Origin of the sequence: Bacillus paranthracis (assembly GCF_024296885.1) — a bacterium.
GTDB classification, from domain to species: domain Bacteria; phylum Bacillota; class Bacilli; order Bacillales; family Bacillaceae_G; genus Bacillus_A; species Bacillus_A paranthracis.
In genome coordinates, this window is record NZ_CP101135.1 from 831,173 (window position 1) to 845,871 (window position 14,699).

17 protein-coding genes are annotated in these 14,699 nt (G+C 34.6%); 13 read left to right on the plus strand and 4 right to left on the minus strand.

The window, feature by feature from the left end; genetic code table 11:
- Nucleotides 1-27 precede the first annotated feature (27 nt).
- The 8 genes from NLJ82_RS04220 to NLJ82_RS04250 all read left to right on the plus strand — a co-directional run bounded on the left by NLJ82_RS04220 (nt 28) and on the right by NLJ82_RS04250 (nt 4,121).
- The gene (locus tag NLJ82_RS04220; protein ID WP_000114199.1) at nt 28-1,158 is read left to right on the plus strand and encodes an MBL fold metallo-hydrolase; all 1,131 of its coding nucleotides are present in this window, start codon (nt 28-30) and stop codon (nt 1,156-1,158) included.
- 38 nt (nt 1,159-1,196) lie between these two features.
- Complete coding sequence (locus NLJ82_RS04225; RefSeq protein WP_000992270.1) at nt 1,197-1,424, plus strand: sulfurtransferase TusA family protein; 228 nt, start codon at nt 1,197-1,199, stop codon at nt 1,422-1,424.
- A gap of 24 nt (nt 1,425-1,448) precedes the next feature.
- On the plus strand, nt 1,449-1,676 hold the full coding sequence (locus NLJ82_RS04230) for a sulfurtransferase TusA family protein (RefSeq protein ID WP_000992269.1): 228 nt from the start codon (nt 1,449-1,451) through the stop codon (nt 1,674-1,676).
- Between the two features lie 66 nt (nt 1,677-1,742).
- The gene (locus NLJ82_RS28725) at nt 1,743-2,087 is read left to right on the plus strand and encodes a hypothetical protein (protein WP_000499415.1); all 345 of its coding nucleotides are present in this window, start codon (nt 1,743-1,745) and stop codon (nt 2,085-2,087) included.
- A 19-nt stretch (nt 2,088-2,106) separates the two neighbouring features.
- On the plus strand, nt 2,107-2,472 hold the full coding sequence (locus NLJ82_RS04235) for a rhodanese-like domain-containing protein (RefSeq protein WP_000382692.1): 366 nt from the start codon (nt 2,107-2,109) through the stop codon (nt 2,470-2,472).
- Between the two features lie 14 nt (nt 2,473-2,486).
- On the plus strand, nt 2,487-2,783 hold the full coding sequence (locus NLJ82_RS04240; RefSeq protein WP_000661793.1) for a rhodanese-like domain-containing protein: 297 nt from the start codon (nt 2,487-2,489) through the stop codon (nt 2,781-2,783).
- Between the two features lie 60 nt (nt 2,784-2,843).
- A complete protein-coding gene (locus tag NLJ82_RS04245; RefSeq protein WP_000437720.1) occupies nt 2,844-3,323 on the plus strand; it encodes a DsrE/DsrF/DrsH-like family protein in 480 nt (159 codons plus the stop codon).
- 33 nt (nt 3,324-3,356) lie between these two features.
- Nucleotides 3,357-4,121, plus strand: coding sequence for a sulfite exporter TauE/SafE family protein (locus tag NLJ82_RS04250; protein ID WP_000060723.1), 765 nt, complete (start codon nt 3,357-3,359; stop codon nt 4,119-4,121).
- 33 nt (nt 4,122-4,154) lie between these two features.
- Here the strand turns inward: NLJ82_RS04250 and NLJ82_RS04255 are convergent, their stop codons facing one another.
- Together NLJ82_RS04255 and NLJ82_RS04260 are read right to left on the minus strand one after the other, a co-directional pair.
- Entirely contained in the window at nt 4,155-4,595 is a 441-nt protein-coding gene (locus NLJ82_RS04255) for a YbjN domain-containing protein (RefSeq protein ID WP_000642365.1), read from the minus strand.
- Between the two features lie 148 nt (nt 4,596-4,743).
- Complete coding sequence (locus NLJ82_RS04260) at nt 4,744-5,946, minus strand: LCP family protein (protein ID WP_000437433.1); 1,203 nt, start codon at nt 5,944-5,946, stop codon at nt 4,744-4,746.
- 314 nt (nt 5,947-6,260) lie between these two features.
- On the opposite strand from NLJ82_RS04260, the gene NLJ82_RS04265 reads away from it, so the two are divergent.
- On the plus strand, nt 6,261-7,259 hold the full coding sequence (locus tag NLJ82_RS04265) for a YhdH/YhfP family quinone oxidoreductase (protein ID WP_001016997.1): 999 nt from the start codon (nt 6,261-6,263) through the stop codon (nt 7,257-7,259).
- Between the two features lie 34 nt (nt 7,260-7,293).
- Here NLJ82_RS04265 and NLJ82_RS04270 read toward each other — a convergent pair whose 3' ends face one another.
- Entirely contained in the window at nt 7,294-8,949 is a 1,656-nt protein-coding gene (locus NLJ82_RS04270; RefSeq protein WP_000456258.1) for a Na/Pi cotransporter family protein, read from the minus strand.
- A 331-nt stretch (nt 8,950-9,280) separates the two neighbouring features.
- Nucleotides 9,281-10,483 (minus strand): MFS transporter, encoded by a 1,203-nt coding sequence (locus NLJ82_RS04275; RefSeq protein WP_000503266.1) that lies wholly within the window; start codon nt 10,481-10,483, stop codon nt 9,281-9,283.
- A gap of 318 nt (nt 10,484-10,801) precedes the next feature.
- On the opposite strand from NLJ82_RS04275, the gene NLJ82_RS04280 reads away from it, so the two are divergent.
- From NLJ82_RS04280 to NLJ82_RS04295, 4 genes are all read left to right on the plus strand, one after another.
- A complete protein-coding gene (locus NLJ82_RS04280) occupies nt 10,802-11,890 on the plus strand; it encodes a DUF871 domain-containing protein (protein WP_001253352.1) in 1,089 nt (362 codons plus the stop codon).
- 74 nt (nt 11,891-11,964) lie between these two features.
- On the plus strand, nt 11,965-13,905 hold the full coding sequence (locus NLJ82_RS04285; RefSeq protein WP_000169842.1) for a BglG family transcription antiterminator: 1,941 nt from the start codon (nt 11,965-11,967) through the stop codon (nt 13,903-13,905).
- A gap of 111 nt (nt 13,906-14,016) precedes the next feature.
- Nucleotides 14,017-14,337: a PTS lactose/cellobiose transporter subunit IIA gene (locus tag NLJ82_RS04290; protein WP_000131334.1), complete on the plus strand. Its 321-nt coding sequence runs from the start codon at nt 14,017-14,019 to the stop codon at nt 14,335-14,337.
- 1 nt (nt 14,338) lies between these two features.
- Entirely contained in the window at nt 14,339-14,644 is a 306-nt protein-coding gene (locus tag NLJ82_RS04295) for a PTS sugar transporter subunit IIB (protein WP_000275647.1), read from the plus strand.
- Nucleotides 14,645-14,699: the final 55 nt, after the last annotated feature.

Consider the following 14,699-nt stretch of genomic DNA (forward strand, 5'->3'; position numbering starts at 1 on the left):
TGTAAATATACCATAGGGGGTAAAAAGATGAGTGTTAAATCATTACAAGCAAAAGATGTTGCAGAGAAAGTTTTATTCGGAGAGTTGTTTATTTTAGATGTTCGTAATGAGACGGATTATGAAGATTGGAAAATTGAAGGGAAACAAATCTCATCTATAAATAAACCGTATTTTGATTTGTTAGATGGTGTAGATCATATTGTAAGTGAATTACCTAAAGATAAAGATGTTTTAGTAGTATGCGCAAAAGAAGGGTCTTCTATATTTGTGGCAGAGCAATTAACAGAGGCTGGATTAGAAAATATTTATTATTTAGCTGGTGGTATGAAGGCATGGAGTGAATATGTAAAGCCTGTAAAAGTTGGAGATTTAAAAAATGGCGGAAGTATGTATCAGTTTAACCGTCTTGGAAAAGGCTGTTTATCTTATATGGTCGTTTCAAACGGTGAAGCAGCAGTTATTGATGCAGTAAGAACAGTTGAAGCGTATGAAGAATTTGCGAAAGAGCATGCTGTTACGATTACGAATGTAATGGATACACATTTACATGCAGACCATATTTCTGGAGGACGTAAGTTAGCGGAAAAAGTAGGTGGTACGTATTGGTTACCGCCAAAAGATGCGGAGGAAGTTGTTTTCTCATACGAACCGCTTGTTGAAGGATCTGTTATTACGGTGGGGGGTACTAAAATTGAAATTGACGCATTATACTCACCAGGGCATACGATTGGAAGTACGTCATTTATTGTAGATGATTCCTATTTATTATCAGGCGATATTTTATTTGTAGATTCAATCGGGCGTCCAGATCTTGCTGGGAAAGCTGAAGATTGGGTAAGTGATTTACGTAATACTTTGTATAGCCGATATAAAGAACTATCTCAAAGTTTAATTGTGTTACCGGCTCATTATTCAAAAATAAGTGAAATGGACGAAAGTGGTATTGTTAGTGCAAAATTAAAAGATTTATTTGAGCATAATGCAGGTTTAAATATTGAGGATGAGGGAGAGTTCCGTAAAGTTGTAACAGAGAATTTACCACCTCAACCGAATGCATATCAAGAAATTCGTCAAACAAATATGGGACAATTAAATCCAAATGAAGACGAAGAGCGTGAAATGGAGATTGGTCCAAACCGTTGTGCTGTTCATAATTAATTCGGTTTCAAATGAAATAAACACAGGAGGTATATGAAATGAATGCCAAGCAAGTATTAGATGTAAAAGGATTAGCGTGTCCAATGCCCATTGTAAAAACAAAGAAGGCAATGGAAGCATTACAATCAGGAGAAGTGTTAGAAGTACACGTAACAGATAAAGGTGCGATTAAAGATATTCCAGCATGGTCACAAACAGGCGGTCATGAAGTGTTAAAGCATACAGAAGAAAAAGGCGAATTAAAGTTCTGGATTAAGAAGGCTTAATGATAAAAACAGGAGGTATATGAGATGAATGCCAAGCAAGTATTAGATGTAAAAGGATTAGCGTGTCCAATGCCCATTGTAAAAACAAAGAAGGCAATGGAAGCATTACAATCAGGAGAAGTGTTAGAAGTACACGTAACAGATAAAGGTGCGATTAAAGATATTCCAGCATGGTCACAAACAGGCGGTCATGAAGTGTTAAAACACACGGAAGAAGATGGTGAATTAAAGTTCTGGATCAAGAAAGCATAGCATTTCAATAATAGGCGGAGGAGCAAATCATCTGCTTATTATTGAAAGTAAAGAGGATAATCATATATGTTCTATATAGTTATATCCCTAATAGTATTGGTGCTGGGAAGTTTAGTAAAACGTTACATTCCCGTTTTAAATGTTGCATATATTTCGTTAGAACAAGTAAGGAAAATTGAAAGTGTTATTGTAGATGTACGAAATTATACAGAGAGCGACAGTGATAACAATTCTAGAATTATGTGTATACCATATGCGTATTTAAAACGGTATTATCATGAAATACCAAATAAGCCTTTGCATCTTATTGTTCATAATAAAGTGGATCGGAATTTAAGTATACGCTTTTTAAGAAAGAAGGGGTTCCATATTCAAAGTTATAGTATGTATTTGGATAGGAAAAAAGTATAGAAGGAGTTTGAATAGCTTTATGGATGTGAAGACAATATTGAATATAATCTTAATTGTACTTGTATCATGGTTTATTATTTCTCGATTCTTACCAGCTAGAGGAGTAAAAAACATTTCAGGAAAAGAATTAAAACGTATGATGGGACAAAATAATAAACAATTTATTGATGTGCGAACAGCTGGTGAGTATAGAGGGAACAATATTAAAGGGTTTCGGAATATCCCATTAAATGAACTAGCTAATAAGGCGCAACAATTAGATAAACAGAAAGAAGTTATTGTTCTTTGTCAAAGTGGAATGAGAAGTAAGCAGGCTGCAAAAGTATTAAAAAAATTAGGATTTCAGCACGTTATCAATGTTTCAGGCGGTATGAATGGTTTGTGAGGAGGAAATGTAAAATGAAAGAAATGACAGCAAAAGAATTAGAAGAAAAATTGTTACGTAAAGAAGCAGTAAATATCGTAGACGTACGTGAAGTAGAAGAAGTAGCTGCAGGGAAAATTCCAGAAGCGTGTAATATTCCACTAGGACTATTGGAGTTTCGTATGCATGAGTTGGATAAAAAGAAAGAGTATATTATCGTTTGTCGTTCTGGCGGAAGAAGTGCACGAGCTGTTCAATTTTTAGAGAGCTACGGTTTTCAAGTGATCAATATGGTAGGTGGTATGTTAGCGTGGGAAGGTAAAGTAGAATAGGGCGAAACAATTTTTTATAAAAATAAAAATACCCCTATAGGTAATTGGAGGGAAAACAACATGGAACAACAGAAGAAAACAACAATCGTTTTATTTAGCGGAGATTATGATAAAGCGATGGCTGCTTATATTATTGCAAATGGTGCAGCGGCGTATGATCAAGAGGTAACTATTTTTCATACTTTCTGGGGATTAAATGCTTTAAGGAAAGATGAACATGTAGAGGTAAAGAAAACTTTCATAGAAAAAATGTTTGGAAAGATGATGCCACGCGGCGCTGATAAGATGGGATTATCTAAAATGAATTTTGCTGGTATGGGACCAAAGATGATTAAAGGTATTATGAAAAAACATAATGCGATGCCGTTACCAGATTTAATTGATTTGGCGAAAAAACAGGGGATTAAACTTGTCGCTTGTCAAATGACAGTAGATTTATTAGGGTTAAAAGAGGAAGAGATTATGGAAGGAGTAGAGTTTGCAGGAGTAGGAGCTTATTTAGCAGATGCTTCGGATGGGAATGTGAATTTATTCATTTAAATCACCTTCTTTTTAGAAGGCGGGGGATATAAGGTGAGTTTAGTCGTATTACTTTTTATAATTGGGTTTATAGGATCGTTTATATCAGGAATGGTTGGAATTGGCGGTGCGATTATTAATTATCCGATGATCTTATACATTCCGGTATTGCTAGGATTTACTGGCTATACTGCACATGAAGTGAGTGGTATTACAGCGGTGCAAGTATTCTTTGCAACTTTCGCAGGGGCATGGGCTTATCGGAAAAGTAATGATATGGATAAAACGCTCGTTGTGTATATGGGAGCTAGTATATTAATAGGAAGTTTCATAGGTAGTTTTGGTGCTAATGCATTAGAGGAACATACGGTCAATGTTGTTTATGCAGCGTTAGCAACAATTGCTGCTATTATGATGTTCGTACCGAAACGAAATAATGGTGATGAATTGAAATATAATAAATGGATAGCAAGTTTGTTAGCATTTATTGTAGGCGGAGCATCAGGCATTATAGGTGCTGGAGGTTCGTTCCTTTTAGTTCCGATTATGCTAGTTATTTTAAAATTGCCGATACGTACAACGATAGCAACATCTATCGCTATTACGTTTATTTCTTCAGTAGGGATTACAACTGGAAAAGTAATAACTGGACAAGTAGTTGTAATTCCAGCTCTTATTATTGCGATTGCAAGTATCTTTGCAGCGCCGCTTGGAGCGCGAGTAGGGAAAAAGATCAATCAAAAAGCACTGCAATATATGTTATCGATTTTGATTGTAGGTACAGCTATTAAGATGTGGATTGATATGATATTGAAATAAAAGGATGGCGCTGCTTGCAGCCCATCCTTTTATTTATGCCCAAATCACTTTCATTAAGTTTTTATATTCGTCATTTGCTAATTTATATAGCATTCTCGTATGCTCAAAGACAAGTGCTGGATTAAAGTTTGGCTCTGAGAATGCAAGAGATGTTGAAATATCAATTGCATTTTGCTTGTTTAATGTGAATTTTGCAAATCGATAAGATGTATTTAATTCATTAATGGTATGTAAAACATCATTTGTTGCTGCTTCATTAGGTACGTGAGCAACATTGAAGCAGTATATATCTACAGTAGGATGTTCGTTTTGGAAAGCAGCGATAAGTTGAATTTTTGCGCCAGCTTCTGTCTCTAATCCTACTGAAAAATGAACAGAACCATCATTTTCATCTATATTTTCTTCCATGTATATATCGTTTGACTTTAAGTAGTCTTTAAAATCTGAGATGTTATGTTTTACTGCAGCTTTCATATGTATGAGCCCCCTGATAATTGGAATAGATTGCTACTATTTATTATAATTTAAAAATATTAAAAAAGATAGTTAGAAAGTTCTGATTTTTAATTGTGACGGAATAAAAAGAAGCAGTACTCTACCTCCATAGAGAACTGCTTCTTTATTATTCATTGTCGTTAGACGATGTTTCTGTATCTTCATTGCTATTTTTATTTTTTATTTCATTGTTACTTGATTCGCGTTCACTTGTATTTTCAGACTTAGATTCTTTTGTTTTCTCTGTACTTGTTTTTTTCGAATCAGAGTCTGTTTTTGTATATGCAGGTAATCCAAGATGAGTACGAAGATCGTTTGTAACCTTTGCTAATTCTTTTTTATCTGGATTGTAGTAATACGTTCGGCCGCCACCAGCGGATTTGCTACATGTATCGTCACCTTTTTCCATATAGCAGTCGTCACCTTGAATTTGTAATTTCTCGATTTCTGAATCCGATCCGTACTTATAGAATGAAAGCATATCATCAAATGTTAAGTTTGTAACGAATTGTCCGTTAATATCATCAATGATGTTGCCAACTTTTGTTACAGAACCAACACTTGTTAGTTTCTTTAAAATAGCCTCGATAACGAGTTGTTGACGTTGTCCACGCATTGCATCACTATCGATGTGTCTTGTCCTAGCAAGAGCAAGAGCTTCTTCGCCATTTAACTTTTGAACACCTTTTTCTAGGTGAATTGCCTCTGCATTATCATTGCTATCTTGCTCAGTAAATTCAACTGGTACATCAACTTCAATACCGCCCAAGTCATCGACGATTTTTATAAATGATTTAAAGTTAAATTTCACAAAATAATCGACAGGAACATTCATTAATTTTTCAACTGCATCAATGCTTGCTTGTGGTCCACCATTTTTTCCATTTTTAGCAGAACCGAATGCATGAGCGTGTGTAATTTTATCTTTTTTCTTTTCTATTGGAATATAAGTATATGTGTCACGTGGGATACTTAATAGTTTTACAGTTTTGCTATCTTTATTAAACGTTGCAAGCAACAGCGCATCTGTTCTAATAGCTTCACCATATTCTTTTCCTCGGACATCGCTTTCATCAACACCCATTACTAAGACAGAGACATTGTTTGTAATAGGTTTTACAACTCTATCACGTAAATCAGATTTATCACCGCGCGCTAAATCATGTGCGGCATTTCGAACAGCAGAAGATGCTTTATTTACTAAAAACCAAGTATAACCGCCGCCTATTAATAAAACGAATAGTATAGCGCTTATAATAACTTTTATTTTTTTCTTATTTTTTTTCGGGTTACTGCGTGTATTTTCTTGCAAAGATGGGTTTTGCTCCATTTCCTGTACTCCTTCATTTGGATTGAAATACGACACTCATATCCACTTATTATAATGAAATTTGACGAAAAAAAACATTACAAAACATTTACATTTCGTAAAAATTCAATATATTTATAAAAAGTCAGATATTCTATATTATATTTTTTAGATGTAGAATAAGTATAAGTTGTTTTAGTAGAAATGAAAATATGTATTGTGAGAAAGTGATAGAGAAGTAAGATTTGTTGAAATATAGCCAAGAAGAAACGAGTAGGTTTACTTATTTCTTCTATATAATAAAGAAGAAATTTACGGATAAAGGAGAGAGCATAATGAATCATACATCATTCCGAGCAATTGTTGTGAACGAAACAGAAAGTAAGCGGTTTGTAAGAAACGTTGTAGCGAGAGAAGTAAGTAGTTTACCTGAAGGGGACGTATTCATACAGGTTCATTATTCTTCACTAAATTATAAAGACGCTCTTTCAGCCACTGGTAATAAAGGTGTTACGAGAACATATCCTCATACGCCAGGAATTGATGCAGCAGGAGTGGTTGTGAGTAGTAAAGATGCTACCATTAAGGCGGGAGATCAAGTCATTGTAACGGGATATGATTTAGGGATGAATACTTCTGGTGGTTTCGGAGAATATATTCGCGTGCCGGCATCTTGGATTGTCCCTTTACCAGAGGGAATGTCATTAAAGGAAAGTATGATGTACGGGACGGCAGGTTTTACAGCCGCTTTATCAGTATATAAGCTTATTAGAGCAGGGGTAACGCCTAGTATGGGCGATGTTTTAGTAACGGGTGCTACAGGCGGCGTAGGAAGTGTAGCTGTTAGTATTTTAAGTAAGTTAGGGTTTAGCGTAGTAGGAGCGACAGGAAAAATGGAAGAGGAACAGATGCTACTACGTCTAGGAGCGAAAAAGGTGATTCATCGCGCAGAATTGAATGATGAATCAGGAAGACCAATGCTTAAAGGAATATACGCCGGAGTTATCGATACTGTAGGTGGGCATATGTTAGAAACAGTTTTAAAAACGGTAAAGTATGGCGGGTGCATAACGACATGCGGTAATGTGGCAGGCCATGAATTACAAACAACGGTATATCCGTTTATTTTGCGAGGCATAAGCCTGTTAGGAGTAGATTCTGTACAGTGCCCAGTAGATGTGAGAAGAGATGTATGGACGCTCCTAGCAAATGAATGGGAAAACAAAGAGTTACTATCTTATACAGAAGAATGTACATTAGAAGAATTAGATGAGAAGTTTACACTTATATTGCAAGGAAAGTTAAAAGGTAGAACGGTTGTAAATATGAAATGAAAAAAGAGACGCTCATGTTAGCGTCTCTTTCTTATTATAATGATTGTTTTAAATTGACTTTACCTTGTTCACCTAAAACACCATCAGCGATATTTACAGCGTGATCGCCAATGCGCTCTAAGTTACTTACCATATCAACGAAGATGATACTTGCATCACCTGAACAGCTACGTTCATTCAGACGTAATACGTGACGTTTACGAAGAACACGTTCCATTTGATCGATTTTACGTTCTTTTGCAATAACTGTTTGAGCTAGTTCAGTATCGAAGTTTGTTAAAGCTTCAACTGCGTCTTGTAATGTTGAAATCGTTAACTCAAGCATTTCATTTAATTCAGCTAATGCTTCGTTTGATAGGGAAACACGGTTTGAAATTTGGAAATCAACAAGTTCTACAAGGTTTTCTACATGATCACCGACACGTTCAATATCTCCAACAACACCTGCTAGAACTGAATGCTTCTCAGAGTCTGTCGGTGAAAGTGGTTTTTCTGATAGTAAAACTAAATACTCGGTAATTTTTTTATCTAAATTGTTAATAGCTCCTTCTAATTGAGTAGCCATGTCAGCGTGTTTTTTATCTTGTGTGTTTAAAAATTGGTTTGCTTCTTTTAATCCATGTAATGAAAACTCAGCCATACGAATAATCTCTTTTTGTGCTTCAGTTAAAGCAATAGCTGGAGATTGTTCAATAAAGATTGGATTTAAATGTTGCGGTTTGAAATCAATAGCAGCATCTTCCCCGCGAATAATTTTCGTTACAATCCATGCTAATACAGCGATGAATGGGAACTGAATAATTGTATTCGTTACGTTAAATGTTCCGTGTGCAAATGCAATTGTCATCTCTGGATTTAAGTTTAATGACGTTTGGAAGTATTGAATTAAATTTGTAAAAGGTATTAATAAAATTGTAAAGATGATTGTACCGACAATATTAAAGATAACGTGAACTAATGCTGCGCGTCTTGCAGCAATTGAAGTACCGATTGCTGCTAATACAGCTGTAATTGTTGTACCGATGTTATCACCAAACAATACAGGAAGGGCAGCTTGTAAATCGATTGCACCTTGACCGAATAGTTCTTGTAAAATACCGATTGTTGCACTTGAGCTTTGTACAATTAAAGTGAAGACTGTACCAACAACAATACCTAAAATTGGATTATCACTCATGCTAACCGTTAATTCTTGGAATGATTCTAAAGAGCGAAGAGGCTTCATACCTGTGCTCATTAGTTCTAAACCGAAGAATAACATACCAAAACCGAATATAACTTGACCTAAAGAATGTACTTTTTTATTTTTAAAGAAGAATAGTAAGATAGCTCCAACTGCCATAATTGGAAGAGCATATTCTCCGATTTTAATTCCGATAATAAATGCAGTAACTGTCGTACCGATGTTCGCACCCATAATAACACCAATTGCTTGTCTTAATGTCATAAATCCGGCACTTACAAGACCGACTGTTAAAGCGGTTGTTCCTGAACTTGATTGGATTAATACAGTAACTAACATACCTGCTAGTACACCCATCAGTGGGTTTGTTGTAAAACGATCTAGAATATCGCGAAGACGATCTCCAGCTGCTTGTTGCAGTCCATCGCCCATGTATTTAATCCCGAATAAGAAAATACCTAATCCACCAATGAACTGGAAGATCATATCTTGAACATTATATTCCACGCATTCCACTCCTTAAATTTCATGTACGATGTAATTATTAACTGAACCGTGAGGCAGTGTAAACGGTTTGCTAGTAAAATTTACACTAAATTTACAAAGAGAAGAAAAGTTTACAATCACTTAAAGAAACAGCTGTATTTTATTGGTTTTCATCTTATATAAATCTTAATTTTGTAAAGAAATCACACTTTTTAGAATAGTATTGTTCGGTTGAATATCAAGGAAAGCGTCTGCGAGTTCATCGTATATTTTTTGATGAAAATTTAAAAAATATGTAGGAAAATGCATGTAATTTTATAACATCAAAAATAAGATAAAAAAGCCACTGGAATTATCCAGCAGCTTTTTCTGTGTTTTTATTTCCATGCTTTTGTCTTCTTACACTTGTGATGTAAATGAATAGGAAAGCAATAAGTAATAGAGAGGAATAACGATATACAGTTGCGTAGTTTGTAAAATGTGCAATGAATCCAAAAATAATCGCGCCAGCACCAATTCCAAGGTCAAATGCTGAGAAGAATGTAGCTGTTGCGACTCCTCGTCGGTGCGGTGCTACTCGGTCAATCATCCACGCTTGTAGTGCAGGTTGAATCGCTCCGAAACCACTTCCGTAGCATGCTGCTGCAATAATTAAGCTTGGAATGGTAGTTGTATACGACAATAAAATAATCCCTGTAAACGTAATAATAACTCCTGGAATAATTACGAAGGAATGACCTTTCGCATCATATAACTTTCCGGAAAATGGACGAGTAACAGCGATTGCAAGTGCATTAAATAAGAAGAAGAGGCTTATATCAGCAATGCCGACTTCCGTAGCAAATAACGTAATAAAGCTTCCGATTCCCCCGTACATTAATGTAATACATAATATTAATAATGAAGGAAGTAAAGCTTTACGTTCAATAAATCCATCAAGGAAGGTACCAGATGTTTGCTGTGGTGATTGCGGCGATTTTTTGATTTGAAGTAGTTTCGTTAATATTAATGAAACAATTGTACAGGAAAGTGCACATAAAAAAAGAATCGTGAAGTTATATGTTTGCATAAGCCAAAGTCCGATAAGTGGACCGAGCGCCATTGCAATCGTTCCAGAAAGACCGAAATATCCCATGCCTTCACCGCGGCGAGCTTGCGGAATTAAATCTGAAACGACAGTTCCATATGTAGTCGTTGTAATACCAAAACCAGCTCCGTGTAAAATTCGAACGGCAAGCAATAGGAAAACAGTTGAAGCGAAAAGATAACTACCCATAGCGAGTAAACAAATAGCAGTACCGATCATTAAAATGATTTTTTTGCTGAATTTTTGCAAGGCATTTCCAGTTAGCGGTCTAACAAAAAGTGCCGCAACAGTAAACATACCGACAACAAATCCAATATTGGAACTTGTACCTCCAATTTCTTTCACATAAACAGGTAAAGTCGGAATTAACATTTGAAATCCTAAAAACATACATAAGTTTGCTAGAATTAGCGCAACAAATTCTTTCGTCCATAACGGTTCTCGTTTTACGAGTATTGCTTCTCCCATATATTCATCCCCTATATAAAAATTTCTCTTTTCTTTCGAGTATATGTATTGGCCAATGAAACAGTCAAGGAAGGTGCCTTGAAAACGTACAACAATTTTCGAGGTAAAAAACTGACAAATTTGTGGAAAGACTACACAACTATGAAAAAAAGATGTAAAGTATAGATGTATAGACTGGTAGTTGTTATGAATGATAGAAATTGTTTTTTCTTTAAAGAAAGCGGATTCAAAAAGTAGTGAATGAGAAGGGGATATATACTTTTTCGCTACATATATTTGAAAAGGTTTACAATATGATGAAGAAAGAGGCGTGTACATATGAGACGATTAGGTATTTCTATTTATCCAGAACATTCAACAGTAGAGAAAGATAAAGAGTATTTAACATTAGCAAGTAAATACGGATTTACTCGTGTATTTACATGTTTATTATCTGTAGATGGTGAAAAAGAGAAAATTATAGAAGAGTTTAAAGAAACGATTTCTCATGCGAATGCATTAGGGTTCCAAGTATTAGTGGATATTAGTCCATCTGTTTTTGAACAATTAGGTATTTCGTATAATGATTTATCATTCTTCCATGAATTGGGTGCGTACGGTATTCGTTTAGATGTTGGTTTTTCAGGATTAGAAGAATCAATTATGACTTATAATCCGTATGGTTTGAAAATTGAGATTAATATGAGCAATGGTACGAAGTATGTAGATAACATTATGAGTCATAGACCAAATCGTGAAAATTTAATTGGTTGTCATAATTTTTATCCGCATCGTTATTCAGGGTTATCATACGATCATTTCATTAAATGCTCGAAACAATTTAAAGATTACGGTATGAGAACGGCTGCTTTTATTTCATCATTTGATGCAACATATGGACCTTGGCCAGTAACAGAAGGATTATGTACGTTAGAGCAGCATCGTGAATTACCAATGACAACACAAGCGAAGCATTTATTTGCAACAGAATTAATTGATGATGTTATTATTGCGAATGCTTATGCATCAGAAGTAGAATTACAAGCACTAGGTGCATTAAATAAAGAGAAACAAACATTTGATATAGAGTTATATGATACAACGACAGAACTAGAAAAAATTATCGTATTAGACGAACCTCATTTTTATCGCGGGGATGTATCTGAATATATGATTCGCTCTACACAAAGCCGTGTGAAATATAAAAAAGAAGAGTTTAAACCTCATCATACACGTGAAATTAAGCGCGGCGATCTTCTAATTGATAATGAGCAATATGGCCAATATAAAGGTGAATTGCAAATTGCATTAAAAGATATGGTGAATACAGGAAAAACAAATGTAGTTGGTCGAATTGTAGAAGAAGAGATTTTCTTATTAGATTATTTGCAAGCATGGGATAAATTCGGATTTACATTAAAGAAATAGATAAAATAAAAGGGAAAAACTACTGATTTCAGCAGCTTTTTCCTTTTTATATATAAATTGCGAGAGGAAGAGCTATGACAAAGGTGCATCAGCGATTAGTTTCTATTTTAGAGGAGTTTTTAGAAGAGAAATCGATGTTAAATCGAGCTTTTTTAGCGAGCCGTTTACATGTATCAACGAAGACGATTCAAAAAGATATAAAATTATTAAATGATATATTGGAAGAAAATGGAGCGAAAATTGAATCGCAAAGAGGGACTGGATACGAACTAGAAATTATACAAGCGAAGAAGTTTGAAGAGTTTTGCGTGAGTCTATTTCAAAAACAGACGGAAAAGATCCCAACTTCTTACGAAGAAAGGATAGCTTACATTCTACAACGTATTTTAACGACAGATGGGTATGTGAAGCTTTCACAGTTAGCAGAGGAGATTTATGTAAGTAAATCGACTGTAAATTTAATTATGAAAGATGTGACAGATATATGTGGTCGCTATCAATTACAAATTGAAAAGAGACCGTATTATGGTATACGTATTGTCGGAGAGGAGTTTCATATTCGTTCTTGTTTATCACAATATGGTTTACCGCGTTATGACCATACTCCGTTTCATGAGCAATTTGAGCAGAATGATACATACTTATCGCTACCTCATATACCGCTTATCCGTTCGATTATATTAAAGTATATCGAAGGAGGAACGATATACTTATCAGATATAGAAATTGATAATTTAGTCATTCATATTGCAATTGCATTAAAGCGTTGTGAAGATCAACATTATATGAAAGGACTACATGTAGAGCAAGCTGAACTTATAATAAAGAAAGAATACACAATTGCGAAACAGATTGTAGGGGATTTAGAGAAAGAGTTGCATCTTTCATTTCCAGAAGAAGAAGTTTTATATGTGACGATGCATTTATTAAGTACTGCTGTTACAGCGAAAGATCGTTATGAAAATGTGGAAGAACTATTAGGAAAAGATCTATATGCATTCATGCAACATATTCTTTTTAAAGTAGCGGAAGAACGGAATCTTATTTTTTATTATGATGAAGAATTATTATTTGGGTTTGGTGTTCATTTAAAAACGTTATTAAATCGTTTGAAGTATAAGTTAAATACGAGAAATCCTCTTTTGGCAGAAGTGAAAAAGAATTATCCGTATGCTTTTGAAATTGCGGTTCTCGTTGGAGATATAATTGGTGAATATACGGGAGAATCGATTCCGGAAAGTGAAATTGGTTATATTGCGATTCACTTCGGCGGAGCGATGAGCCGTTTACAGGAACAGAATCAAAAGAAAAGATGTTTATTAGTTTGTGCAACTGGTCAAGGAAGTGCCCAACTATTGAAATATAAAATTCTATCACAGTTCCGAGATAAATTAGAGATTGTGGGAATTACCGGTTATTATCAATTGAAAGTAGAAGACCTTTATAAAGATAAAATAGATTGTATTATTAGTACGATTCATATACCAAGTGGTTTACCTGTGCCTGTTATAAAAGTAAACTCAATATTTGATGATAAAGAGATTAAGTCAATTGGTCAGCAGTTATTTACGCATGTGAATACTAGTGTACAGCAATATATGAAGGAAGATTTAATCTTTTTAAATCACAATGCTTCTACGAAGGAAGAGGTTATCCAATTTTTATGTGAGAAAGCTGCTGAGAAAAACTATGTACCAGAACACTTTTATGACTCTGTTATGGAAAGAGAGAATACATCCCCTACAGCGGTTGGGAATTTAGTTGCGATTCCACATCCGATGCAGTTATTAAGTGAGAAAACATTTTTGATGTTTTGTACACTTAATAAAGCGGTTGACTGGGGAGATAAGAAAGTACAAGTTATTATTTTATTTAGTGTAAAGCGCAATAATAATGAAGATTTACAAAAGCTTTATGATTTTTTATATGATATTATGTCTAATCAAAATACGATAGAGAAATTAGCTCAGGCTGAAGTGGTTGAAGATTTTCAAGAGATATTATTATCGTTATAAGAGAAGTATATAAAAACTTCCGTTACACAACGGAAGTTTTTTATGTTTAATTGTATGCGTTTTCATAATAAGATAACAATATAGAAAAAAGATGGCTTGGGGGAATTTAAAATGACTGATATGCAAACTCCATTTGCGTTAATTTTACATGGTGGCAACGCGAGAAGCGCGTCACTTGAAGCAATTGCTTTTGCAAGACAAGGAGATTTTGAGAATGCGAGTGAAAAGATGAAACTTGCTAGGGAAGAAATTTCAGCAGCTCATCGTATTCAAACAGACTTAATTCAAGAAGAAGCAGGAGGAAATCATGCAGAAATCAGTTTACTGTTAGTGCATGCACAAGATCATTTAATGAATGCAATTACAGTGAAAGAACTTGCTGAAGAATTTATCACTCTTCATAAACGAATAGAAGAGAAAGTGACAGTATAAGATGTACATTTTATTATGTTGTGCAGCAGGCATGTCAACGAGTATGGTTGTAAGAAAAATGCAAGAAGAGGCAATGAAACAAGGGAAGGATTATAAAATTAAAGCAGTTGATTCAGAACTTGTGAAACTGGAAATAAAAAATGCTGATGTTGTTTTAATTGGTCCGCAAGTGAAATATTTATTTCCAGCCGTAGAGTTTCTTGCAAATTCATACAATATACCAGTTGCGATTATAGACCAACGAGATTATGGCATGTGTGATGGTTTGAAAGTATTGAAACAAGCAGAACAATTAGTTTTAGCATAATTATATTTTTTTAAATATAAACATTATAATGTTATAACTTTATTTCATTCTTTCA